The 26,348-nt window shown below is 47.0% G+C and carries 20 protein-coding genes; 8 read left to right on the top strand and 12 right to left on the bottom strand.

Annotated features, from left to right (window positions below; all coding sequences use genetic code 11):
* The first annotated feature begins 299 nt into the window (after positions 1-299).
* Positions 300-938 (top strand): Pycsar system effector family protein, encoded by a 639-nt coding sequence (locus ACYVE4_RS07465; protein WP_460996592.1) that lies wholly within the window; start codon positions 300-302, stop codon positions 936-938.
* Position 939: 1 nt separating this feature from the next.
* Here the strand turns inward: ACYVE4_RS07465 and ACYVE4_RS07460 are convergent, their stop codons facing one another.
* On the bottom strand, positions 940-2,025 hold the full coding sequence (locus ACYVE4_RS07460) for a hypothetical protein (RefSeq protein ID WP_460996591.1): 1,086 nt from the start codon (positions 2,023-2,025) through the stop codon (positions 940-942).
* 22 nt (positions 2,026-2,047) lie between these two features.
* Positions 2,048-3,103, bottom strand: coding sequence for an alpha/beta hydrolase family protein (locus tag ACYVE4_RS07455; protein ID WP_460996590.1), 1,056 nt, complete (start codon positions 3,101-3,103; stop codon positions 2,048-2,050).
* 234 nt (positions 3,104-3,337) lie between these two features.
* Between ACYVE4_RS07455 and ACYVE4_RS07450 the strand changes: the two genes are divergently transcribed.
* The 3 genes from ACYVE4_RS07450 to ACYVE4_RS07440 are packed head-to-tail and all read left to right on the top strand — an operon-like array spanning position 3,338 to position 4,753.
* Positions 3,338-3,976 (top strand): ankyrin repeat domain-containing protein, encoded by a 639-nt coding sequence (locus tag ACYVE4_RS07450; RefSeq protein WP_460996589.1) that lies wholly within the window; start codon positions 3,338-3,340, stop codon positions 3,974-3,976.
* A 4-nt stretch (positions 3,977-3,980) separates the two neighbouring features.
* Positions 3,981-4,349 (top strand): glyoxalase superfamily protein, encoded by a 369-nt coding sequence (locus ACYVE4_RS07445; protein ID WP_460996588.1) that lies wholly within the window; start codon positions 3,981-3,983, stop codon positions 4,347-4,349.
* Between the two features lie 17 nt (positions 4,350-4,366).
* Positions 4,367-4,753: a VOC family protein gene (locus tag ACYVE4_RS07440; protein ID WP_460996587.1), complete on the top strand. Its 387-nt coding sequence runs from the start codon at positions 4,367-4,369 to the stop codon at positions 4,751-4,753.
* A gap of 5 nt (positions 4,754-4,758) precedes the next feature.
* Here ACYVE4_RS07440 and ACYVE4_RS07435 read toward each other — a convergent pair whose 3' ends face one another.
* The 9 genes from ACYVE4_RS07435 to ACYVE4_RS07395 all read right to left on the bottom strand — a co-directional run bounded on the left by ACYVE4_RS07435 (position 4,759) and on the right by ACYVE4_RS07395 (position 19,322).
* The gene (locus ACYVE4_RS07435; RefSeq protein ID WP_460996586.1) at positions 4,759-7,347 is read right to left on the bottom strand and encodes a sodium:solute symporter family protein; all 2,589 of its coding nucleotides are present in this window, start codon (positions 7,345-7,347) and stop codon (positions 4,759-4,761) included.
* 19 nt (positions 7,348-7,366) lie between these two features.
* A complete protein-coding gene (locus tag ACYVE4_RS07430; protein WP_460996585.1) occupies positions 7,367-8,338 on the bottom strand; it encodes a dihydrodipicolinate synthase family protein in 972 nt (323 codons plus the stop codon).
* Between the two features lie 13 nt (positions 8,339-8,351).
* Positions 8,352-9,584, bottom strand: a complete 1,233-nt coding sequence (locus ACYVE4_RS07425) for a sialidase family protein (RefSeq protein ID WP_460996584.1) — start codon at positions 9,582-9,584, stop codon at positions 8,352-8,354.
* Positions 9,585-9,726: 142 nt separating this feature from the next.
* Positions 9,727-11,391: a BNR-repeat neuraminidase N-terminal domain-containing protein gene (locus ACYVE4_RS07420; protein ID WP_460996583.1), complete on the bottom strand. Its 1,665-nt coding sequence runs from the start codon at positions 11,389-11,391 to the stop codon at positions 9,727-9,729.
* A 44-nt stretch (positions 11,392-11,435) separates the two neighbouring features.
* Entirely contained in the window at positions 11,436-12,878 is a 1,443-nt protein-coding gene (locus ACYVE4_RS07415) for a RagB/SusD family nutrient uptake outer membrane protein (protein WP_460996582.1), read from the bottom strand.
* Between the two features lie 19 nt (positions 12,879-12,897).
* Positions 12,898-16,248 (bottom strand): SusC/RagA family TonB-linked outer membrane protein, encoded by a 3,351-nt coding sequence (locus ACYVE4_RS07410; protein WP_460996581.1) that lies wholly within the window; start codon positions 16,246-16,248, stop codon positions 12,898-12,900.
* A 170-nt stretch (positions 16,249-16,418) separates the two neighbouring features.
* On the bottom strand, positions 16,419-17,390 hold the full coding sequence (locus ACYVE4_RS07405) for a dihydrodipicolinate synthase family protein (protein ID WP_460996580.1): 972 nt from the start codon (positions 17,388-17,390) through the stop codon (positions 16,419-16,421).
* Positions 17,391-17,404: 14 nt separating this feature from the next.
* Entirely contained in the window at positions 17,405-18,532 is a 1,128-nt protein-coding gene (locus tag ACYVE4_RS07400; RefSeq protein ID WP_460996579.1) for a mandelate racemase/muconate lactonizing enzyme family protein, read from the bottom strand.
* A gap of 100 nt (positions 18,533-18,632) precedes the next feature.
* Positions 18,633-19,322, bottom strand: a complete 690-nt coding sequence (locus ACYVE4_RS07395; RefSeq protein WP_460996578.1) for a FadR/GntR family transcriptional regulator — start codon at positions 19,320-19,322, stop codon at positions 18,633-18,635.
* Between the two features lie 132 nt (positions 19,323-19,454).
* Here ACYVE4_RS07395 and ACYVE4_RS07390 point away from each other — a divergent pair, with 132 nt between their 5' ends.
* Positions 19,455-20,930: a sulfatase gene (locus tag ACYVE4_RS07390; protein WP_460996577.1), complete on the top strand. Its 1,476-nt coding sequence runs from the start codon at positions 19,455-19,457 to the stop codon at positions 20,928-20,930.
* A 130-nt stretch (positions 20,931-21,060) separates the two neighbouring features.
* On the opposite strand, the gene ACYVE4_RS07385 is transcribed toward ACYVE4_RS07390, so the two are convergent.
* The gene (locus ACYVE4_RS07385) at positions 21,061-22,185 is read right to left on the bottom strand and encodes a mannonate dehydratase (RefSeq protein ID WP_460996576.1); all 1,125 of its coding nucleotides are present in this window, start codon (positions 22,183-22,185) and stop codon (positions 21,061-21,063) included.
* 268 nt (positions 22,186-22,453) lie between these two features.
* Between ACYVE4_RS07385 and ACYVE4_RS07380 the strand changes: the two genes are divergently transcribed.
* The 3 genes from ACYVE4_RS07380 to ACYVE4_RS07370 all read left to right on the top strand — a co-directional run bounded on the left by ACYVE4_RS07380 (position 22,454) and on the right by ACYVE4_RS07370 (position 26,346).
* Positions 22,454-22,858: a hypothetical protein gene (locus ACYVE4_RS07380; RefSeq protein ID WP_460996575.1), complete on the top strand. Its 405-nt coding sequence runs from the start codon at positions 22,454-22,456 to the stop codon at positions 22,856-22,858.
* Positions 22,859-23,051: 193 nt separating this feature from the next.
* Positions 23,052-24,230 (top strand): helix-turn-helix domain-containing protein, encoded by a 1,179-nt coding sequence (locus tag ACYVE4_RS07375; protein ID WP_460996574.1) that lies wholly within the window; start codon positions 23,052-23,054, stop codon positions 24,228-24,230.
* 241 nt (positions 24,231-24,471) lie between these two features.
* Positions 24,472-26,346 carry a TM1802 family CRISPR-associated protein gene (locus tag ACYVE4_RS07370; RefSeq protein WP_460996573.1) on the top strand — a complete coding sequence of 625 codons (1,875 nt, stop codon included), beginning with the start codon at positions 24,472-24,474 and terminating at the stop codon, positions 26,344-26,346.
* Positions 26,347-26,348 lie beyond the last annotated feature (2 nt).

Here is a 26,348-nt window from a genome sequence, read left to right as displayed (position 1 = left end):
AGAGAAAAAAACAGCTACATGAAGCCATCCAGATAGCTGGCGCTATTGGCTATACGAAATCACAGATATAGTTCGTTTTGGCTCGGTTTTTGAAAGCCCAAAATGCGCAACTTCAAGGGCTCATCCGTACAGGTTCCCTACATCAACCCGCCAAAGATGGTAGCTACGCATCGAGTAAACATCCGTCGGTAAAAAACAGGTAAACGTCACAGCAGGTACTCATTAATGGTCGACTGTATGAAGTTGAAAAGTTTACCAGAAGTTTGGTTACTTTACAGGTAAATCATCACCCGGTATCGATGACACCCCTTTCGCAGGAAATTCAACCCGACGCAGACCTGAACCCGATTCAGGCGAATCATCAATCAGACAGCAAACCTGGTAAAAAGGAAAAGAAAGAAAAGAAAAAGAAGGTTAGTAAAGGCGTCGAGACGCTGTTTCGGACAACGATGTCGAACCATATGCGACTAAGTGAAATGGCCGATCGGAAAGCGAATCTGATGATTTCGATCAATACCATCGTCATATCCATAACTCTATCCGCCTTTACTCGTTCGGTCGATATTCCTTCTTCCTTTATTGTGCCCAGCCTTTTGCTGGTGGGCGTAAGTTTAGTTACGATTGTCGTATCACTTATTGCGACGAATCCAACGATTTCGCCTATTCTCAGAAAACCACCCAAGAGTGCTACTCCTCCCGTTGACCTATTATTTTTTGGCTATTATAGCCGACTTACTGCCGACGAATATCGTACAGATCTACGCAAGTTACTTACTCAGGACGATGACCTTTATAATAGTCTGATCGACAATATTTACGCGCAGGGACAGGTATTGGCGAGAAAGTATCGACTATTGAAATTTGCTTATCAATTTTTCATGATTGGGTTCTCGACGGTTGTCGTAATTGCTGCGATAACGTTAGTACGTATGCGCTGATTTATTTCAATCCCTTTACCACAACCCCTGATTTGGCCCCTTTGCCAAAAACCTCCTGTACCAAAGCAGGATTATTGATGAGGGCATAAAACTCGTCCAGGTACCGTAGCGTATTTTTTACATAGCCTTTGTTTAACCGGCTATCATTCTGGTATAGTGCATAGAATTGAGGCTTCGTGGCATTGAATTTATCGAATACCTTCTGAAAAATCGGTTTTGAATAAATAAGGCCACGATACATTCGCTCCCGAACGGTTTTAATGCCAAGCTGCTCAGCGGGCAGGGCATATCGGGTATCGACAATACCAGCGTGATCAAAGTCGTAAGGCACTGGCAGTGAACCCGTTTCATCATTAGCGAACAGCCGAATGTTATGCAGATACGGCACTGACCAGTCGGTATTGCCAATCATATACTCAAAAACGGCAACGGTAGCCATCTGGAGCGAATCGGCATACCCCATGTTGGTTTGCTTTATATTGTTAACCTTTACTTTGTTTCGTTTAGCCACATCGTCTTCATCTTCCAGCAGAAATCCCCAGTGCGTTTCCGGATCACGCTTGCCTAGCGAATCCGCATACGTAACCTGTGCCAGTTGAGCGCGGAAACTCAAATCCGTAAGCAGGTTATACATTCTATACACCAGATACTCCCGAACGACCCATTCATCAACCTGGCAGTGCGTGACTAGTTTTAACTTATTCTGCTTGGCAAACAGGCTGTTTTTGGCTTTCTTTTTGGGTAAGTCGATCAACAGGGGTGGAAAGAGACAATTGGCACGATTACGCCGGAAATTTCCCCGTACTTTCATTTGCAGGGGTAAACGAACCGTTTGTTTCTCCGCGTCGGTATAGGTCAGCACAGCTGCATGATTGATCGGTTTTTCTCCGCGATCTTTCAATAGCGTTCGCATGTTAGCTGTCAGCGTGAATTGCAGGGTACTATCGTTTGTAAACAAAAATCGTGGAGCGCCCTTACTTTTTGTCGAATCGGAGAGAGTGCTCGTTTTCTGTGCATACAAAGCCGTTTCTGATAACAGAATAAAAGCCAGTATAACGAGTACGCCCAACAAAGAATGGTATTTCATGAACTAAAAAAAGATTGACTAATTATTTTACAGCGCCGGGCGGAGTCAGGTAGCGAGCCAGAAATCGATAAATTTCCTCCCGCGACTCATGGGCTAGTTTGGTATCGAGCCGGTTAAAACTATGACCTCCCGGCGCATCCTGATAGATTTTGTACTCAAATTTTTTCTCATGTGCTTTCAGGGCATTGATCAACGATTCGACCTCCAGTACATTTACGTCTTCATCGTTCGTATTGGTATGAATCAGCAAAGGCGTTTTTAACTTCTGCGCATTCCAAACCGGCGACCGACGACGGTATTCAGCGACATTATCCGACGGATCTTTACCAATATGCGTAGCGGCCGAAAATATAGCCCGGTAGCTCGCTGGCTTATACCCCAACCGAGCAATAATATCCGTTACCGGAACACCTGCATAGGCCACTTTATAATCTTCCGGATGGTCGAAAATATTCATCAGCGAAATCATTCCTCCGTGGCTCCAGCCAATGATACCAATTCTGTCTGCATCAACCTGCGGCATGTTTTCAACGGCCCAACGCTTGCCAGCCAGCACATCATCATTCTCGTAATCGCCGTAGTCGATCTGATTATAGAACGTACCGCCATACCCAACGCTACCCCGATATTCTGGCGCAAGGATCATATATCCCTGCTCCACTAACTCCCGGACGATGTGCGCATAAAGCGTACTAAAATCGCCATGAATCCCATCATGCACGAAAACCAGTAAAGGCAGCTTTTTAGCCGAAGCGTATTTCTTTGAGACAAACGTATAGGCCGGAATAACAACTGGATTATTAGCACCCTGCCCAGTCGGATTACGAATTATGTGCGGGGGCTTACTGGCATAGCGAACTTTGTCGATAATGGCCACATCGCCCAATTTCTGATACCAGAGTAAATCATCGACTGTTTTAGCCAGCCCCTGATTAGCGAACCGCATAGTTTCTTCAAGTTGCCGAACTCGTTCAGCTAAATCGTTGGCTGTTGCAGTGGATTGGCTAGGTGGTGCAGACTGTCCATACGTGCTGATGTGACTAAGAAATAAGACAATTACGAGATACAGCTTGTACATAAGTAAGTTGATTAAGTAGGTTGTTATTCAATCCGTAAGATATTGATATTCACGAATAAAATAATCACCTGACTTATACAGCTAAATCTGAGTCTGAACCCAGAAATTTTTCCTACTAATTGTAGAACGTAAAAAGATTATGTGCTGCCCACCTTAGTATTGGGTGTTCTTAGCCTATGTGAGCTATAAACATAGATCGGATTATCTCCCAGCTTGCAACAGTAAACAACAATCATGTCGCTACGAAAATTAATTACCAACAAAGATTTTGACGCTATAAAGGAAGCGCTTGACCAAAATCCACAACTCGCTAACGAAGAGCTGCCATACGATGAACACAACCCTGCAAAAGCGCATCCACTCCACCGGATTTGCGACGACGTTATGAGCGGTACCTGTTCTGATGACGAAGCCGTACTGATGGCAACGGTTTTCCTGGATCATGGTGCCAATGTCGATGGTAATTCACTGGTTGATTTGCACGATACACCACTCGTGGCAGCCGCAAGTTTACACGCAGAAAAAGTAGGCATTTTATATGTCGACAAGGGCGCAACGATCAATCATCCGGGTTGTTATGGCGGAACAGCTTTGCACTGGGCAGCCTGGGTCGGTCGCGACAAGCTGGTTGAGCGTTTGATCGCTGCTAATGCTGATATCCATAAACGATGCGTAGAATTTCAGAGTACACCTTTGTTATGGGCTGTTCACGGCCTAAAATTTGGCGGTTCTGAAAACAGACATAATCAGGCAGAATGTGTGCGATTACTCCTAGCCGCTGGCGCCGATAAAACCGTTCCGAATAAAGAAGGGACAACGCCGATTGAGTTTCTGGATGATAAGGACGAAGAATTACGGCAACTCCTGATCTAACGCTATGAAATTAATTCCTTTGTTCAAATGCCGGAACATGGCCCAAGCCATTACGTTTTACACTACCGTTCTCGATTTTGAGCTGAAATATTCACAAACTTCCTCCGACGATTGGGTGGTTGATCTGATAAATGGAGAGATCGAGCTTCAATTGACTGTACTGGAATCTGATAGGCTTTTTGGAAGCATAGTCAATGTTTGGATCGAGAACGTAGATAGCCAATTCCAGAAATACCTAAAAAGGGGTTTAGTTGTAACAGGAAAAGAAAATTCGCCCGTTCATCAGGGACCCACTGATCAAAGCTGGGGAACGCCGGAGTTCTACATAACCGACTCCGATGGAAATACTCTCCGATTTGTCCAACCGAACTAATAAATCTCTTGCATTGAATGAAAGCAGTACTAAAAAACGCCTGGCCTTATCAGCAGGACAAAATGAACTTACCAGTCAATGATGTGGCGGAAGCGATTCCATTTTACGAAACCATACTGGGCTTTCAAGTCGTTTCCCGAAACGATACACCCTATAAATCAGCTACTCTTGAACGGGATGGCCTTCAAATCGGATTGGCTGAAAATGGTGGCGACCCGACGCAGGACGGTTGCTTTTTCGAAGTTGACAACGTAGAAACCGCTTTCGCCGAGTTGCGGGCGAATGGGCTTGAGAAAGAACTATCCAAATTTGATTATCAGAAACATGGAGAGACAAATTGGAACGTATTTTTTGTCGTCGCTCCCGACGGGCTTTGCTATTGCTACGGCGAAAAGATTAGCTAAACGTGTTAGCTATTTACAGAGCCTTTTACTACAACCTGATTATCTATCTGTTTAGGACTTGGTAAAATAAAACTGAACAACAGGCCAAAGACAATGCAGCCGATAATGCCAACGCCGGGATACAGAAAGAAGTGAACCCATCCGTTAGCTTGCACAAAATAAAGTAGAATAGCACTCAGCAAGAAGCCAATTAAAATACCCTGGCTGTTAATTTGTTTGAAGAAAATACCCGCGATAAACATACCCGCCAGGCATCCACCGAACATACCGGTGAGCTTTAAATATTGATCCCAGATGGATGCATTTTGCAGGTAAACCAATCCAATAGCGATGCCAATACCCGCTACGCCCAGCCCTAACGTGGCTAATCGAGCAAACCGGAATCGTTGGCTATCAGACGATTCCGGTTTGACATATCGGTAAAAATCGGTCGTCATAACCGTAGCAATCGAGTTCATACTTGATGAAATAGTCGACATCGTTGCGGCAAATAAACCGGCAATTACAAGGCCGCGCAAACCAACCGGAAGTTGCGTAGAGATATACCAGGGGAATACGTCGTCGGTACGTCCCATCGGATTCAGGTCGCTCGGATTATGCCGAAAAAAGACCCAGAGTGCAGTGCCAACGCTGAAAAAAATGAGTGTTGCCGGAATCACCAGTAACGCATTGGTCCAGATGGATTGTCGCGCTTCGGCTTCGGTGGGTGTAGTCAGATACCGCTGCACAACCACCTGATCGGATGAATACGTAGTGAGCTGCGACAGAAAGTTACCGACCAGTACCACCCACAATACAGGTTCGGTAATCGCCCATCCCTGATTGATGAGATGCAGTTTACCCGCATCGGCAGCTTCGCGAAACATTGAGCCGAAACCACCCGTAGCGTTAGCGATAAAAAATAAACTGGCGAATGCCCCACCCAACAAAATCCCTACCTGCGCAACTTCGGTCCAGACAACGGCTTCGATACCCCCTGAAATTGTGTATAGCACCGTAATCGCGCTCATCACCACAATACACGCCATCAAATTGAGGCCCGTAACCGTACTCAGCACCAGTGCAGGCAGATACGTAACGATGCCCAATCGCCCGACTTGAAATAGTACGAACGTAAGGCTGCCGAGCAGTTTAACCCGTTGATTAAAACGGATTGCCAGAAATTCGTAGACGCTGGTAATCTTGATCTTACGGAAATACGGCAGAAACCAATACGCTACGATGGGTGCTACGACCACAATCATAACATTGGCAAACAGATACGTCCAATCGGTCGCGAAGGTTTTAGCCGGAATGGCGATGAACGTCAGCGCGCTCAGTTTTGACCCGAAAATGCTCAGCCCTGCCGCCCACCAGGGAATGTTCTGCCCACCCAGAAAAAAATCATCTGTAGAAGCGCCCATTTTGCGCGCTACGTAGGTACTGATTCCGATGACCAGCATAAAATAAATAGCTACTACGCCCCAATCCCATCCACCAAACGTACCCGCCTGCTGTACTGGTGAAGCTGTCAAAACGCGATTGGTGCGAACACCTGGTCGTACTTCACCACCTGGTAACACGAGCTGATTATTCCAAACGATCAACGGCGTTGTAACGGGTGCCCACGTACTAGCCATCGGATTCGTAGCTGCATCCGACTTTTTCTCTGTACTGACTAAACCTGAAGTAGTCCAGGTATTCGTAAGCGTATGATAAGCCAGAATGTCCGTTCGGAATCCGGAGTGATTCTCTTTCAGAATTGCGTTTTTGTCAGCATTAGCACCGTCGTCTCCGCCCAATACGAGTAAATGCGTTTGCCCAGCCGTGAAAGCTGGTGATGGAGCGGCTACAGTCGGATGAGGAAGATCGGCTATTCGTAACCAACTTTTTTGCGATGGATTATAGGCGTAGGCGTCTGATAGATAGCGTCGTTTGATGGATTTCGTTTGGGCATCCCGATAAACTTCTGTTCCGCTGAATAGGAAGAATTTACCATCCTGTGCACCGGCAACGGCTAACATTCGTCCCGGTCCCGGCCAGCCAGAAAGCTTTTCCCATTGTGCATCGGGTTTCGTCAAATCCAAACTCAAAAACAGGTTTTCAGCCGTTGTGTCAGTTGGCGATTCGATACCGCCTGCTACGTATACCGTATTGTTGAGAACGGCCCCGGACGCGTTGGCCAATGGCACAGGAAGCGGCCTTAGTGGTTTGGTTGACACACTACCATTTTGATAACTCAGTACAAATACGTCGGTATAGTGTCGTTCACCGTCAGCACCACCGATGCATAAGACACCTTCAGGAATGGGCAGCGAAATAGCGTAGCCCATTTTTCGAGGCAATTTGCCTGCTTTTTTCCAGGAGCCCTCTTTGTTTTCCAGCACAAAAACATCGTCATACCAGGTTTTAGGCGTTTTGCCCCAGGGGCCGACATTATCCGGGAAGTTCGCTCCTCCACCAACCAGCAAAGCGCCATTACTGACACCAGCTAAAGAACCCGCAAAACCGACAGGATCAGGCACAGGCGGCAACTGCCCCCAGGAAAACGATTGAGCAAACGCAAACTGACTCATCAGACTTAGCCATAAAAACTGTATGACGGAATATTTCATACTCGGGAAGAATGAACAACTACTTCGACAGGCCGTTTGAATTGATACTTACGTTTGCAGGTTGCTTTCCAGACGCTGCCTGAAGCCGTTCCCAGAAGCCGATGGTCTCCAGTTCGGTATAAAGCAGATCATACTGAGCTGATGTAAGTTTGGTCAATGGTAAACGGCAGGGGCCAACGTCGTAGCCCAGCATGTGCATAATGGCTTTTTGCGCCGGAATCGGTGGATATTTCACAAAAGCACGTACCATATCCACCAGATGCGCCATACAATCACGAGCTTCTTCCTGATTGCCCGCTACGTAATGACGCTGTACTTCCAGATAAAGTGGTGCTGCGAAATTATACGTACTGCCAATAGCGGCCTGAGCACCTAAACTCAGCGCTGGTAGTAGCATTTCATCATAACCAAACAGTACGTCGTAACGGCTATTTTCGTAGCGAAGACAGGTTTGATACTCCCAAAGTGTGTTGGCTGTGTATTTGATTCCGCGCAGGTTTGGAATTTGTGTTTCGCTCAGCCGGAGAAACTCAACCATGTCCATACCAATACCCGTCAAAACCGGAATGTGGTAGTAATAAAATGGCATGTTCGGCTCCGCAGACGCAATCTCAGCCATGCTATCGACCAGGTTCTGCACCGATGACGGTTTGAAATAAAAAGCAGCCACGGACGATGCGGCATCAGCGCCAATCGCATACGCATGACGCATCAATTCCTGCGATTCGCGGATACTGGAATGACCTACATGTACCCAAATCGGCAATCGCCCTGCCGAAGCTTTCACAAAGGCTTCGGCCACGGTCATGCGCTCCTGCGTAGTCATGTTGGGTCCTTCGCCGTTGCTGCCACAGATGAATGCTCCGCTGAGCCCATCAGCCACTAACTTATCGACAAGTTTTGGAATCAGGGAAAGGTTGAGCGAACCATCTTCGTGAAACGGTGTGAATGGGGCCGCTAACAGCCCTTCGGTTTTCTGAAATTTTAGCATGCGTTCAGGTTATTTATTTCGTGAGTGTCGCTACGTTGCCAGTGTCTTTTTGATCGGTAAGCCAGGCCAGATTAAATCGTTTCAGCACGACTTTATATCGCCAGGATTGCTTTTCGGCTTCGTTGGTTTCGTATAAGCAGTAAATCATACCATCGGGGCCAACAGCCAGATCGGAATAGCCCGCTTTGCCGGGATCAATCACTTTTTTTACAGGCCAGCTCTGACCGTCATCGTAACTCAGTTTGACTGTAAGATTTTGCCGTTTACGGTTGCCTCGATTATTCATCGGCTCCGGGTCATTTTCGCTATCGGGATTGACAAAAACGATCCGGGTTTTACCCCCTTTATCCGGGCTGCTCACCCGAACCAAACTTGCCATACAAACCGGATCGAACAGTTCATCATCGAAAACGGGTTTTGTCCAGCCGGTTGCCCCATCAGCACTGTAAGCAACCATCCGATGGTGCGGGTCCGATTCGGTACGTATGTTGAGCATTACGCGGCCATCGGTCGTTTCAATCGCTACGTGTTCGCTGGGATTTTTGATTTCGGCAGTTGTATTTGTGATAATGTCGCCCCGTTTCCAGGTTTTGCCGAAATCATCGCTGTACACTGTAGCAATACAGGACGGACGGTGATCACCACCAGGAATTTTGGGATTCGGTTCGCAAAGCCACACCGGAACGACTAATCGACCAGCGTGCGAGCCTTTTTGCAACTGAATCGCATGACCGGGGCCGGGAGCCAGTACTTTCCAATTATACTCAGGACGGAACTGTTCAAAGGCATTCGTAATATCCGTTGGCGCCGACCAGGTTTTCCCGTCATCCGTCGAGAGGACGTAGTAGCAGTTGCTGTAATTACGCTGATAAAGTACATGAATCGTTTTCCCATCGCGATCAACAATGGGCGTACAGTTGGACGTAGGTCGTTTGTTTTCACGGGCCGCAATTACGATGTTATCACCCCAGGTTTTTCCAGCGTCCGTACTTCGTCGCATCACGATGTCAATGTCAGCCCAGTCGCCGGTATTATTGACACGTGCTTCGCAGAATGCTAATAATGTTCCTTTTGTTGTCATGACTAGTGCCGGAATCCGGGTTGTCGCGTACGTAGTGCCAGGATCGAAAACAGTAGCGGTTGTTTCGAAAATAGGCTCCTGATTATTGCTAGTCGTGTTTTTGGCTGTACGACAACTGCTTATGAGAAGTGTACTAGCAATAAGAAACGAAAGGAAGTATTTCATACGGTTTTACGGTTTAGGGAAAGAGCGCTTTCTGTTATTATTTCTGTTATTAATCGTTTTTTACCCCTAAATCCCCTGAAGGGGACTTGATTTAAGTGTAAGCAAAGTCCCTTTCAGGGGATTTAGGGGTATTATAGCATCCTCATTTTATCAACTCATCCAACTTGATCTTCTGGAAAACCAGATCGGCCTGACTACTTTCATAGACAATGCCAATCGTTTTTTCGTCTACTGATGTAATGCACGAGTAGCCGCGACCTTTCAATTCATCCAGTAAAATCCAGTTTTTCTCAGGCCAGGTCATACCATCATCGAAGCTCACTTTCAGCGTAATATGATCGCGATCGGTTTTGCTGTTCGGATTGACGAACAGAAGTAAGCTACGTTTTTTGCCACCTATCGTGTAATCGTGTCGGTGGATACTACCCATGCAGGTTGGTTCGGGAAGCGCACCAGATGAGCTGGGGTGCTCCCGCCAGGTTTTGCCTAAATCATTCGTTACGGCAATAATCCGACCGTTGCTGGCTGACAGATTTCCTCGATTCTTGTTAGCACGCATGTTCAGCATAATTGAACCGTCGGTCAGTTGAACGGCCATGTTTTCGGTGGTACTCTCGGCGCTGGCTTTAGTACTGGTCACCCAGGTTTTACCACCGTCTTTGCTGTATGTAATGTTCGAGAAAGGGCGTCCGTCAGGTTCGCGGCCTTGTGTTGGGATAACTAGCGTACCATCTTTTAATGTAATGCCCGCTCCTGGCGCGGGTGCCCAGAGCCACCAGTCTTCTTTTTTGCATAGTTGAGTCAGATTGACGGGTTCGCTCCAGGTTTTACCATCGTCGGTACTTTTTGTCAGGAGAAATTGAGCCGTTTGCTTTACGTCGAAACCTGGCTGCGAACCTCTATTGCGCCATTGGTGATTCCAGTCGGTGCTGGCTTCGTTCAATCCTTCGATCCATTTTCCCTGATCGTCCAAAACACCATACATCCACAGGCCCGCTACGTAAATGGTCTTCGAGTTTTTATCAACCAGAATGCAGGGGTCTGATACGCCGTTGAATTTCTGCGGCAGATTTCCCCAAGTGCCTTTATCAAGCGCAATACGCATCGGTTCCCACGATTGGCCACCATCAGTACTGCGACTGACACCAATATCAATATCACCCTGCAAATCACGCGCACTTCCTCGACGGGCGTCATAGACGGCAAGCAATGTTCCCTGATTGGTCGTAACTAATCCCGGAATGCGGAACGTATGTACGTTCTCATCGTTGTGCTGACGTAGCGCGACACCGATACGCTGCTTTACTGCATTCGGCGATTGCTGAAGTTTGATACGCTCCGACGATACGCGTAACGATTCGCAAGTTGCATCGACATAACCCATCAAATCAGCGCTCTTTTTGAGTTCGTACGAAAGCCAGAAATAGTTCTTTCCCGGCTTTAATGGTTGTTTTCCTTTGATAGAGAATTGACTACCTATTTTGTCAACGTCTCCGAAAAGGACTGCGGTTTTCCTGGTAAGTGCAGTAGTTAAAACCGAGTCGTTGCCGCAGTAATACACCCGAGCATGGGCGATGTCGGTTACGCGGGTAGTTCCTTTCGTATCGAACTCGAACGTCGTGGTTTCTTGATCAGAAACCCCTTCGGGTACATTGATAGTCAATCGCAAAACCGGGTTATCGGTTTTGCCAGTCAATACGGGTGTAGTAAACTGTTTCTCACTGACCATTATACCCGTTTCGGCTGGGAAACGACCTGCTATGAGAATGGCAGTAAACAGGATAGCTAGCGGAAATAGTCGATTCATATGGTTTTTCCTGTAGAGACGCAAAGGATTGCGTCTCTACATATTTAATACCCTTCTGTCTGTTTGATCTTGCTATTCAGCGCCATTACCCGCGTGGCAATGGGCCAATATAACGGCGTTGTTTTGCCCTTTAGATTAGGCACTACGTCGTATATATTGATCGTACCGCCTTTGTGAAAACGGACCAGATCCCACCAGCGCTTGTTTTCGTTAAATAACTCCCGACCGCGTTCGTCCAGAATTTCTTTTTCCAATACTTTTTTATCAGTGGCGGTGAAATCAGCGATGCCCGCCCGCTTGCGCACTTTGTTCAGTTCGACCAGTGCGTCCGCCGAACGACCGAGTGCGGCTAATGCTTCGGCTTTCAGGAGGATAATATCGGCTAAACGGTAGATAATTACGTCATCGTCGGCGATACGATCTTCGGCATAGAGCGTACCCCGGAATTTGTTGGGCCAGGCAACCAGTTGTTTAGTTCCCTGCAACTCCCAGATATAGCTGACATCCTTGCGCGTATCGCCTAGGTATTTATCGATAATGGCCCGAATTTCCGGACTGGCAGCATAGGCCGCCTGCGCATTGCCGGGTTCTTTCACCAGTGCTAAATCGGCTGCGTTGGTAGCTGTTCCTGAATAATTGATGAGCGGCAACCCGTTTCGACCGTACATATCCGAGCCGGTTTCGTTGCGATTGAAATACAGCGAGAAAATAATTTCTGCGTTTTTCTTGTTGGTAGAAAGGAAAATATTCCGGAACGATGGCAGCAAGCTCACGCCCGATTTTTCGACTTCGGCAATGGATGCTAAGGCATCGTTGAAATCGGCATCACCGCCGTTGAGCACTTTGGCCGTCCATAGTTTAGCGTCGGCTTTAGTGGCGTATGCGGCAGGTTTGGAAAAGCGATTTTTATCGACGTAACCCGCTTCTGGGAAAGCTGCGATGGCCGCATCGAGATCCGTAAATACCTGTTTGAATACGTCGGCAACGGGCTTGCGTTCCAACAGTGGTACGTTCTCATCAACAATGGCATCCAACGTAAGCGGTACATCGCCCCATATTTTAGCCATGTAGAAATACATACTCGCCCGCAGACAAAGGGCTTCAGCTCGCGTCCGGTTCTTCACCGTCTGGTTCGTGAAGTTGAAACCGTCCATTTGCTTGAGGAGCAAATTAACGTGACCAATTACCGAATAATAGGGCGTCCAGTCTTTGGAATTTCCCGCGTTGATGACCTGCGACCAGTAGGCTGAGAATCGTGGCAAACTTCCCTGGACGTAGCTATCACTTCGGTCGTCGCCAAAGGACAGATCATTCATCTGGGTTCGGTAGAGCTGGTAAATACCTGTTAGGTATGCGGAGAAATCGTCTTCGTTTTGCCAGTAAACCTGGTTCGTAATCTGCGAAGCGGGTTTGACCTCCAGAATGCTATTGCAGGAAAAGCAACTCAGGGCAGCAATCCAGCTAACAATAGTGAGTATTTTTTTCATGGATAATGTCAGAGAAAAGTTAGAAACGAATGGTTGCGCCGAGCGTGAATTGGCGAGGCCGTGGGTAGCCCCCTTCATCGAAGCCTTTGTAAACTTCCGGGTTCAAGCCTGTGTAGCCGGTCAGGTAGCCAAGGTTATACACACCCGCATTCAGCTGAATAGAGCCCGTTTTAATGCGATTCGTAACGGCTTTCGGAACCTGGTACGAAATCGACACTTCGCGGAAGGCTAGCCAGTCGCCTTTGGAAATGTAGATGGAATTGTCGGTGCTATAGCCTTCCAATCCTACTTGTGTGTAGCCAACGGCTGATGCTCCCCGCAAGTGGTTTCGGTAGCCAAAATCAGCATCACCAAAGCTGAATCGAGGATATTTCTTGCCTACATCCCCCGGATTTTGCCAAACATCGTCGTTGAGTGCCTGACTCGGTGCGCCTTCGTTGGATGCCCGCGCTTGCCCCATCGAGCGAGCCAGCGCCCCGTTGCTGATGATGTGGCCCAATGCGTAGTCCATCGTGAAACGTACCGTAATCCCTTTCCAGCTGAACGTGTTTTGCATACCGCCAATCTTGTCGGGAACACGCCAGCCCATAAAGACAAGGTCTTTGCCATCAATCTGACCGTCGCCGTTGAGATCGGCCCAGTTTACGTCACCACCATGCTTGGGTTTCCCTAAGGCTACGCTTGTCGTAATCAGATCTTTGGGCGCACTTTTTGCCTCCTCGTCGGTGGAGTAAATCCCATTCGACTGCCAGGCCCATACACCGCCCGGGCGCTCCCCTTCCGCATAACCACCAACTTCAACATCCCGACCAAGTGCAGGGTTGTAAACGGCACCGCCATTGATACGATTCTTGTCCCGACCATTCGGGGGCAACTTCACAACAGTAGTTCGGTTGAAGGCAAAGGAGAAGTTTGTGTTCCAGGTAAAGGCACCCGCTTTCACTACGGTAGCGCCTAATTCAACTTCGATACCCCGATTGCGCAGTTGGCCAACGTTGTAGGGAATGCTGGTAAAGCCAGATTCAGTCGGCAATTGCAAATTATCCAAGCGGTTCTTTGTCAGCTTGTTATAAACGTCCACCGTCAATGTAACACGATTAAACAGGCCTAGATCAATACCCGCATCAACGGTTTCGGTGGTTTCCCAGAGAAGATTGGGGTTGGCCAGCGTAGTACGTAAAATACCGCCATTTCCACCATACGGACGTGCTCCATAGCCACCGTATGTATCGGTATAGCTCAGATTCGATAACCCCGTCTGGCCGTAGCTACTTCGAATTTTGAGCTGATTCATGAACGGCACTTTCCAGAACGATTCCCGGTGAATGTTCCATCCTGCCGAAACGGACGGGAAGAGTGCGTACTGATTATTGGGAGCAAAACTTGAAAAGCCATCGTACCGTAATGATGCGCCAAACAAGTATTTACCGTCGTAATCGTAGTTCAATTGCCCGAAGAAGCTGGCTGTTTTGCTCACATTCAACGTAGAACTAGCTGTGAAGTTCGGCTGCTGTACACCATTCACCGATGTCGTTTGTGGATCACCAGAAATAGTGGTCGTGTAATCATTTGTTGACCGCTGACCCGTTGCTCCGAGATTAAAAGCAGATAGGCGAGTGAAGTTGAAACCGGCCAGCGCCGTCAGATTATGCTGCGTACCAAACGTGTAGTCGTATTGCAAAATCTGGTCAGTCATAATCTGCCGAGATTGATTCGATTGCTCCACTTTTTGCCGTTGAATTTGCTGGCCGGGGAAATATCGCTCGAAGAAAATGTACTGGTAATTGTTGATGTAGATCGAAGCAGAAGGCCGATAATGTAATCCTTTTACGATTTCCAGATCGCCAGCTAGCCTGAACGTCGTTTGCTCCGTATTAGCCTTTAAATCCTGATAATATAATTCGTGTAAGCGGTTTCGAACCGTTACACTTTCGCCCAGATAAGGCTTGCCATCATCGCTATAGATGCGGTTGAGTGGAGTAATCCTGACTCCGCGAACCAATTGATTCAGTGTATTATCGACGTATTTGTTGTCATTCCAGAGATACGACAGATTGGCATCCAGTTTGAATTTATCACTCACTCTAAAGCCGGCATTTGTCAGCGAACTGAATCGTTTGTAACCCGTTCCTAAAAACACCCCGCCCTGATCGACGTAGCCCAGCGATACGTTATAATTGCTACGGTCATTTCCGCCATCAACTGCTACGTTATAGTTATTGGTATGAGCCGTTTGCCAGATAATATCCTGATAATGATTGTCTTTGAAAATAATCGTTTTGCCCGGATTGAGCGGATCGTCGATGGTTTCCCAGCCGTTTGCCAGCAAATTATCGACATACGGCTGGCCTTCTACCGATACCAGATTAGCGAGGTAGGCCGTCGTGTAATAAGCCGCTCCATATTGCCCTTTTTGCGTATACGTTGGCGTAGTAGCGGAGTTACCGGCCGAGTAGAGTTTGGTGTTAATATCAAATACGTCCAGTCCACGCGCCCAGGTTTTTCGGGCCAGCGTCAGGTAATCGCGACCGCCCAGATATTGGTAGTTACGCGCCTGGGTCTCAACGCCGTGCTGATACCGAAACGTTACGTTGCCGCGCCCGGCATTGTTTTTCCCAGACTTCGTTTTGATAATGATTACCCCATTGGCACCCCGTGCGCCATAAGCCGCTGTAGAAGCGGCATCTTTTAGTACCTGTAAGGATTCAATATCATCGGAATTTACATCGTTGAAATTCCGGAAAACACCATCAATAATAACCAGCGGATTGCTCGATTGAATAGCCCCGATCAAATCACCTCCGCCTGTTCCGGTGCTGGTTCCGTACGGATTTAATGTAGTACCACCCCGGATCACAATATTGGCCGCTGCCCCCGGCTGACCGGATAAAACCGGAACAGTAACGCCCGCCATTTTCCCCTGCAATGCCTGTACAGGACTAACGGATGGAATATTCTGTAACTCTTTGTTATCGAGTTTCGAGACCGATGCACTTGTTTTTGCCCGCGATTGCTCGGCATACCCAACTACCACTACTTCATTGAGTGCTTTAACGTCTTCCTTGAGGGATACGTTTAATTGAGAACGCCCATTGAGCGGAATTTCCTGGGTAACGTAGCCAATAAACGAAATGACCAACGTAGCATTGGGATCGGGGACACCAAGTGTGTAAGCGCCCTTGATATCAGTGACCGTACCGGTTGTAGTCCCTTTTATCACTACGCTTACGCCGGGTAGACCTTCATTGTCTCCGCCCGTAACCTGCCCTTGAACCTGCAATCGGGTTTGGGCCAGGCTATCGACGGCACCCAACCCGATGACGAGCCCAATTATCCAGCTACAAACATGAATTATAGAACACTTTACCATAACAAATGAGGTTAATTAGGAATAGAGGTGTTTATCTTGTTGTTATGTAAATAAGTAGGACATAATAACACAATGTTCTGACTATTTTCGAAAAGATCAAAGACTTTCAGGCAAATTTTTGTATTCCTTAGAGAAATAATAACATTTAACTACTGTAGCCCTACAGTCAATTAGCTAGAGACGATAACGCGGTTAAAAGCTGGAATCATCTGTTTTGCTGCCTCTCGTACCAATTCAGCATCTTCGGACGGAATCGAGCGATAGGGCCAGCGCATCCGACAACCTACTTTTGACCAACTCCCAACTACCGACATAAACTTGTCGCACGCGGGATTAGCGTATCCTTTTTCGGTGATGTAGGGAGCAATATACTCGCGCATCCACTGCTGAATTCCTATTTCCCATTCCAGCGCCTGAGTCAGATCGGTTTGCATCAAATTATACCAATCCTGCGCCAGTTTCGGATGCAGACACGCTACATTCGAATAAGCTCCATGAGCTCCTTCCTTTATTCCAGTTGCCAGAAAATGACCCGGTATAAATACCGATAGCCCTTGCATGTACTGCCGCATCTGACCATACCAGTCTGAATCACCACCCGGTACTTTGACACCAACTAATTGAGGGATTTCGTCTTTTAACTGACCGAATTGAATAGGTGATAATCGAACTTTAGCATGTGGTGGATTGTAAAGTACAAGCCGCACATCAGCGGAAACAGCGGCCATTCGACGTAAAAAGGAACTGATTTCAGAGTCAGTTGGCGGAAACCAATCGGGTAGGATAACCTGCATCGCCCCCGGCTGCCAGCGTAACGAACGTTTCAATCGCTCCAGCGATACAATCGGACTCATGTGGCTAACACCAATCTGAAACGGCATATCGGCTGCGTGGCATTTCTGCGCCAGTAATTCGTGAATCTGATCGAATTCAGCTTCGGTTTGGTTGTAGAATTCCCCTGCCGTTCCGTTGGAGTAAATGCCATTGACGCCGACGTCGATCAGCGTATCGATTTCGTTGCTCAATTCCTCAAAGTCAATTGACTCATCTTCCCGGATCGGAAGCATTAACGTCGCCCAGTTGCCCCAAATGTCATCGGCTTCTAATGGTCGATTTGTTGATGGATAGGTACGTACACGCATATAGTGAGTAGATATCAATAGGTACTACCCCGGATAATTTCAACCGTGTGATTATCCAGCCAATCCCAATTCAGTTCAACGCCCAAACCCGGCCCCGTTGGACAATACTGGCAGCCATCTTCCCGAATTTCGAGCGGATCGTTTGCCAACCCAAAGCGGAACATAGGATGATGACTTTCCAGAAATCGCGACAAATGCGTTGCGCAACCAACGTGCAGATTAGCGACATCCAGCAGAGGAGCACCAGCGGTATGAATTTCCAGTCCATAGCCCATCATCTCGCACATTCCCAAGGCTTTCATAATGCCTGTTATGCCACTTTTATGATGCACATCAGCCCGAACGAGGTCGATGGCGCCATTCACCATATAATTAGGCAGCTCAAATAATCCGACCGTTTCGGCGGCCAGAACCGGTGTTCGAATCGCATCTGATAGCTTTTTTAATTGACCGATATGCGCATCTGGAAATGGTTCCTCAAACCACTCATAGCGAAGTTCATCGAGTTCACACCCAATCACTAAGGCATCATCGAAGGTCAGTACAGCCGACGAATCCAACATCAGTGGAAAATCTGGTCCGACTAGTTCACGTGCTTTCCGCAACCGGGGAATATCCAATGCCGAGCCGCCTGACAATTGAAGTTTTATCCCACGAAATCCCTGCTTTACTTTTTTGATTACTTCCTGCTCGACTTCTTCAATTGTCGTGATGGTTTGGGGAGGACAAGTAGCGTAGGTAGGCACTTTTTCGCGATATTGGCCGAGCAACTTTGCAATTGACATTCCGGCTGCTTTTCCTTTTATATCCCACAACGCAACATCCAGATTGCCCCAGATCGTTTCTCGCAAATTGTAGAGATGCCGTTGTTTTTGACGGAACGCCTGCCAGATCGCTTCGTGATTGAGTGGGTCTTTTCCAACTAGATCATGGTAATATACATCGTGAACTGCATAAGCGGATGCTCGTCCCTGACCGAGTGGTCCATAATCCATCGTGTAGCCTTCGATGCCTTCATTGGTGTGTACCGTCGTAAGCGGAAAATCCCAATACGGTACGTGGCCGGGCGGAATCGGACGCGGATGAAACCAGGCTTCGGCACCCACACGGATTAGTCGAGTAGTAATAGTTGTGATTACCATTTACTATTTGCACTTATGTACTACATATAAAAGCAAATATAAAAGCACACAAGTATAATCTCCTAATTTCTGTACTACTTATTTGAAAGATAATTAAATTTTAGCCTAAGCGTAGTAGATGAGGTTCTAAGTGCCTGAGCATACCACTGGCAAATTCTTCCCGTGTGCCGTTCTTCAAAATGTTCACCAAATCGCGGTGAGTAACTGAGCCGACGGTGTGAAAGTCGTGATCGGTTTCATATTCAACTACGTATTCAAATACGGGCATGAGCATTGCTTGAAACCGTTTAATTGTCTCATTACCAGCCATTTCATATAACGCTGAGTGGAAAGCAATTTCGCATTCAACCTTTTCCTGAATCGTTTGCACCTGCGCTTCCCGACTCACTATTTCTTCTAGTTTCTGAATCCCCTCTTCCGTTTTTCGAGCAAACAACAAAGCGGCCTGCCCTACTTCAAGTACTAGTCGAAACTCGAAAATCTGTTTGCGCGTATCGGTACCCAGAATATGGGGATGCATCATTCGCTCCAAACCACTCAGAATATCGGGTTGCGACAAGATCATCCCCCGGCGCTTCTTCGTTTCAACCATACCCAGCATCCGTAAGCGACTTAAGGCTTCTCGCACTACATTTCGACTAACGCCCAGTGCTTCAGCCAGTTCTACTTCTTTCGGAATAGCATCGCCTGGTTTAAAAGCTTTGTGTGTGATGTATTCTCGTAATCGTTCCTCCACCTGATCAGCCATAGTGGTCGAAATGATTGGTTCTATTTTAGGTGTCGCTTCCATTGGTTTTGCTAGTCTATAAAAGCTGGATATCGCTTATAGGTACGCTAAAGTAGTGAATTGATAAATAAGTAGTACATTTATACAAATCCTGTTCGGAAAGAGTACGATTAAGGTAAACAACTGCTAACGGAAATGAAAGTAGTCGTTCGTTGGATATTACTTGGAGCGATTAGTGTGGTTGGTTCGGGAACGCAGTATGTTACCCAAAAACCTGATCGGCGGAACGTACTGTTCATCATTATTGACGATTTACGCACTAATCTTGGTTGTTATGGAGATTCACTCGCCCATACGCCAACCATTGACCGATTAGCGCATACTGGATTAGTTTTTAATCGGGCGTATTGTCAACAGGCCGTATGCGCTCCGTCGCGGGCATCGATGCTGACAGGTTTGCGTCCCGATTCGATTCGGGTTTGGGATCTGAATACGCCCGTTCGGACGCATTTGCCAAACGTCGTGACGTTACCACAGTACTTTAAGCAACGGGGATACGTAACGCAGTGCATCGGGAAAATCTTTCATGATCCGGCCGATCATCAGGATGCCCAATCCTGGTCGGTGCCCGAGCAATTGCACATTACCGACGAGACTGGTGGGAAATACGTTCTGCCCGAAAATATTCGCAATGGCGGCAAAGGCTTCTGGAAAGCGGCTCCTACCGAACGCGGTGATGTACCAGATTCGGCTTATGTCGATGGCCGAGTGGCTCTAGCGGCTATGCATGCGTTGGATAAGCTTAAAGGAAAGCCTTTTTTTCTGGCAGTTGGCTTTCGGCGTCCTCATTTGCCGTTTTCAGCGCCTGAACGTTATTGGAAATTTCATCGATCCGAGCAATTCGCCAGCCGAACTAATAGCCAATTACCAATGGATGCTCCCACCTATGCCAGTCATGAATCGCCTGAGCTTCGTGGCTATACAGGCATACCCAATAAAGGCGAATTGGCAGAAGAAACAAAGCAGCAACTTCGACACGGCTATTATGCCAGCACCAGTTTTGTGGATGCGCAGGTAGGTCTTGTACTTCAGAAATTGAAGCAATTAAGACTAACCCAAAATACGATTGTGGTGCTGGTCAGCGATCATGGCTTCCATCTGGGCGAGCAGGGCCTCTGGACCAAAACGTCTAACTATGAATTGGATGTTCGAGTGCCGCTTATTATATCGGTTCCGAATCAAAAAGCCAAAGGCAAGCACACCAATGCGCTGGTTGAATTGATTGACTTGTTTCCTACGCTTACAGATTTGTGCCAGCTTCCTGTACCGAAACAAACCCAAGGCATATCTTTCAAAAAGCTGCTCGATACCCCAGATCTGCCGCACCGATCTATCGCTATAAGCCAGTTTCCCCGACCGTGGACGTACAAAACGACTCCGGAACTGATTGGTTATTCCATCCGAAATAATCGTTACCGTTACACTGAATGGCGACGATACAAAGATGGCTCTGCGGCTAGTCGTGAATTATACGATCTGAACCACGAACCGATTGAGCGTACCAATTTAAGTGGTCAGTCAGAGCATAGCAGTATCTTGAACGAAATGGCTCAAGCGTTACGTAACGAAATTCCTCCGAAAGCGTCTGCACTCGAGCGGCCAATTCGATAGATTGATTTACAGACATTAACCGCTAAACTCCCCGTGTCTGTGCGTCAGCCAGTCCTGCTCTCTGATAAGGGTTCCACTTCCTGGGTCTGTGAGGACACAGACCCAGGAAGTGGTTCTGCGATTAATTTCCCTACGTTCGTTGCTTGCTGACGGATTCCATCAAACCGCGCATATAGCCGATGGCATATAACGTACCAATCGTGCTATAGCCGGGATGTTCATTGCTATCGCCAGCCATCGTCGGAACGTGGTCGGGGCGGATGGGCCCTTTGAAGCCGATTGCATAATAGGCTTTCATCGCCTGATACATATCGATAATGCCTTCGTCGTGAAAAGTTTCTTCGAAGCTGAACTTGCCACCCCGCACATTGCGGAAATGCACAAAGTGAATTTTCTGACGCTTACCAAAATAATCGATCAACGTAGGGATGTCTTCACCCATTAAGGCAAAATTGCCCTGACACATGGTAATGCCGTTGCTTGGACTTGGGTATAACTCCAGCAATCGCTTGAATGAATCAACGGTGTTCATAATTCGGGCAATGCCACGAATACTATCTACTTGCGGATCGTCGGGATGCATGGCGAGTTTCATGCCGACTTTCTCTGCTTCTGGAATAACGGCTTTTAGAAAATACGCCAGATTTTTCCAGAGCGTTTCCTTCGACACTTCGCCATATTGGGTTAACGGCAAATTTTTGATTGCGTTATTGTCAAAAGCCGTTACCAGAGCACCACCGCGCCCCGGGCGATCATTCTGGGTTCGGTACCAACCAATTACGGGCATCCAGTTGTAGCAAATTGTATCGATTCCTACGCTGGTCAGGTTTTTCATCAGCGTGATGAAATTCGCGATTTCTTCATCCCGACCAGCCAAACCGAGCTTCGTTTTTTCGCTCAGTGCCGGAGGGCCCTCAATGACCCGTAGCGTTAGTCCAACTTTCTCCCAGGCTTCTTTTACGGCCAGAACAGCTTTGGCTTCCCACGGTTTTACATCCGCCAAACCAACCATCGCCGGACTGATACCACCAACCGCCCCCAACACATCCATTTGTTTTGTTAGGGCAATCTTTCGCTCGTCCATACCACTGAAATAGGCTTCGCAGAATTGCATGCCCGCATCCTTCACCAGCGATGCCGTGCTTCTCGGAGTGGGTTGTTCTACTGAACGAGTAGGATTAGCAGCTATTCCACCTACGGTCAGGACTGTAAGCGACGTACTCTTTTTGATAAAGTCTCTACGAGAATTTTCCATGTCTTTGATTGGCCAGGCCTAACTGAAATACTATTCTATACGTCAACTACTCATATCCAATATTAATTTATTGATAATCAGCGTTTTAATGAAAGATTAACAGTAAATAAAGAGCAGATAGTAAGTCACAGTGTGGTTACATTTTGGAAGTGATTTCCGCTTATGGAGAAAAACAACCTTTCATCTGAATACAGATCAATTTGTTTTTTGGCCTCTGTCTTTCGGCAAACAGTTCACAACAACAGTTTCTACTATACTCCTAACAACAATGAACGCGTTTGCTAAACCCCTCCTCTTTCTGATGCTATGCGTCAGTGTATCCGTTCTCGCTGATCCCGGAAAAAAACTCGGGAAAAACGATCACCCAACGAAACTGGCTTATTATCAAATCGGTACGTATATCGACAAGGCAGAAAAGCTGCATGTTAATGTCAACAAACAATTAGGTGGTGATGTATCTGTCCATCTGATTGATCCCAATGGTAACCAGTGTTATCATTATGTAATGGGCTCCGAAGAAACGATGATAAGGCTCAAAATGGACTTATCTGAACTCCCTGATGGCAATTATCAGCTGCGGGTATCGAATGGCCTCGAATTAGAAGTCCGTGACGTGAAAATTTCGACACGGACACCAGCAGTTGTTTCAACCCGCCAGCTGACCGTGCTGTAAATAGAATCTGATTGATTTGAATTAACTAATCATCTAGACGAATAGGGCGCATTTCCTAGGTCTGTGCGGCCGGTGTCCCGGTCCGCATAGACACGGGAATTCGGCGATTGATTGCTTCAAATCAATTTATCCAAACACTTCCCATTCAGATCGTTCGCTTACTCAATCTGCATATCTATTAATTGTACCATCCATGATGAACGAGCCTAATCTTGATCAATGGACCACAGCGTTTGCTGTAATTGCTTTTTTGGGCCTATTTCTGGCTCCGTTTTTATCCAGTCAGGCCGGACAGCGTAAAAATCAGGTGCGCTATATTGTTGCTATCGTTGTCCTGTTTTCACTTACCCTGATTTATTATGTACTATTCTGGAGTGGTTACATTCGCTATTTCCCTTATCTGATCGGAACCGTCGATTTATTCTTTTTCCTGTTCGGGCCATTATTCTATCTGTACCTTAAAGATCTGGCAAATCAGCCCGTTTCGGCTCGACAACGAACGATGCACTTTTTACCTTTCCTGACCAGTGTAGTCGTTAGTATTATTGTTCTGATCGCGCGAACGCAGTACCCGGAGTTATGGAGTAAACCGGCCAAAATACCGTATTGGGGTATCTATTTTAAACTGTTACCCTGGCTCTATCTGTCGCAGCTTTCTCTATACGCACTGGCCGTTATGCGGCTGCAGCGGCTGTTTGGGAATCTGCAAAAAGTAGCGAGCTGGGCCTTCTGGGTTAGCCTGTGTTACATGGGATTCGTATTGGCGAACTGGTCGTATTATTTGCTGGTCCAATTCCCTTTTTTCAATCGGGCCTGGGATTATGCGATTTCATTCAGTATGGCAAGTTTCGTTGGACTGGTTGCCGTGCTGGCGTATGTGCAACCGCATATTTTCCAAACCAATGAATTTCCCGGTTTCGAAAATTCGAAGAAAGAAGAGGGGGAAAGCCGGTATCGTAATTCAGGCCTACCCTCGCACTTAGCAAGTCGTTTTGCGGAACAACTTCAGCTATTGATGCTTACGGAAAAGCTCTATCATCATAACGATTTGCGGTTAGATACCTTAGCGGATCGACTGGCGATCAGTCGCCATCATTTGTCGCAGGTACTCAATGAACAGTTGGGAATGAGCTTTTTCGAGTACATTAACTCATTGCGCGTAGAAGAAGCGAAAGCGCTGCTGAGTCAGGTATCACGGCAGGAATTGAACGTAATTGAGGTAGCGTATCAAGTTGGCTTTAACAACAAAGTATCATTCAATAAAGCGTTTAAACGCGCTACGGGGCACACACCCAGCCAATTCCGACAAACCATGCAGGCGTCTTCAACCTGCGATCACGCAACCAGTTTGAAGACGTCTGAAAAACGGTAATGTTTATCAGGATTACCATTTTTTAGGATTTACGCTGTTTCATTTGGTAAAATCAGCCGTATATACATACCCTTTTTGTCATGCTGACGCAGGAAGCATCTTAAAATCGCCTAACGAGTTATAAAGGAAACGTTAAGATGCTTCCTGCGTCAGCATGACAAAAACTCTATCAGATCAATCATTCTTAACTTAACAACCTCAAAATCAGACACTATATGAATCGTTCTATACCGTAAAAAGCATGATTAAATCATTCTACATGGCCGGAAAACTGCTTTCTCAGGTAGACGATTTTAAAGACTATTTCCGACCCTGGGCGAATCCATTTCCAAATTGGCAAGGATTAGCCAATGTTGTTATAGCAGAAGTGGTCAATGGTTGTCTTGAACCAAAATTGACAATTGAATCCTTCAGCGTTGACAAGGTCGATAAATACCTTTTCCGGGAAGCGAGAGCCAACGCAACCAATCTAGTACCCACCTTTTACCTGCATACCCAAACTTCGGTCGAGAAACAGAATGAGAGCATCCGAACGATGGTTAAAAAGATCCGGCAGTCGGTTAAAAACTACCAGCACGATTTTCTGACAGATGCCCAAATCGACGAGATCGAACTAAAATTACGGCAGCTCTCGCTTGATCAGGGTACGAAATATTTGTTCACGATTCGAATTGATGGATTGTATTTCGGTGATTATGAGCCTTATCGGTCGCTATTTCTGAATGATAAAACCCCATACGCTACCTATTGGCGGAAATCGTGGGCAACGGGCAAAGTGTGTGCTGTTCAGTATGAGCAGGTACCCGAAGTGTGGGGGCGTGTCAACACGCTTGGGTTTACGGTTGAGAAGCCAGCTTTTTCCCTGAATGGATTCAACGGGGCAGATTCCTATAAAATGTTTCCCGTTTCGCCCGATGCTGTAAAAACGCTGGAAGGAGCCAAACGGCTGATGCTGGAGCGATTATCCCGGTCATTTTTCGGGCTGAATTATCTGATTATGCCCCGCTTTATTCAAGCCGTTTCATCTGAAACGGCTACACAATTCTGGAACGATTATTTGACTTCTACTTCTGAGGACGGCGAAACACGAGACTGCGCCATCCGAGCTTTTATCGAAGGGAATTCTCCGACTTGTGCGCAGCAAATCAATAAATTAGACAACTGCCAATCAGTAGCTTACACGTTATTCTTCTATGAAGAAAATCAGGCACAGTTCGCCATTAAATTGTCGGTAGCTGATATTTTACCAGTTCGTTTTCACCAATTATTTCAACTTAAAAACGCAGTTGACTCGGCCTACGAAGCGCTGACGGACAGTCAATTTACAGCTACAGGAAAGTCGCAGAAGTTCGGCATTTCGCTGGCTGCAATAAAGGATTATTTCGCGGATGAGATAATACTTCAAGGCAAAACAAAATGGCGATTTCACCCTTCGTTTTACCGCGTCATCGAAGCTATTTTCTACAACCAGCCACTCGACCAAGAGCAACTTCTACGCGCTTTTGTGACAACCATTCGAGCGTCGTTTCGAGATAGAAACCAGGACCCTTACCAAGCCAATCGACATACACGGCACACATTTGTGCTGCTACAGTTCTTCTATCAACTCAATCTTTTTTCGTATTCCAATATGAAACCCACTCCTCCTCAACCACTTGCGCTGATGCCCGAAGCGTTTGAGAAACAACATCCCGATATGCTGACCCATCCGTTGCGCCGGGCAGCTTTTTATCTGGGTTGCGAGGTAGAAATATTGCTGGCAAAGCAAAAAAGCTTTTACCGGAGTCAGCCCTTTCGCCAATGCCTTAACGGACTAAATCTGGACGTCGATCAGTTACGAAAAATTCACCTGAAACTAACGGCGAAAATTGGCGAGTATACGGATACTAGCCTGCAGGATAAACGGCATTTTTACTCGTCTGAACTGGCTCGAATTGCTGAACTGGATGCACACATTGGCCCTGCACTTTTACTGGCTGACAACAGCCTCTCGAAAGCGGATATTTCCTACGCCTTTGCCGTCGGCATGGCCATGCAAAAAGCCTTTACCAATGAACAAATTCGGCAAATTCGCTCAAAGCGGATGGCGGCTACCAATTCAGCGACAGCAGATTAATA

This window comes from Spirosoma harenae, from assembly GCF_054776975.1.
Note: the sequence above shows the minus strand (reverse complement) of the source record. Positions and strands in the feature narration are given on the sequence as shown.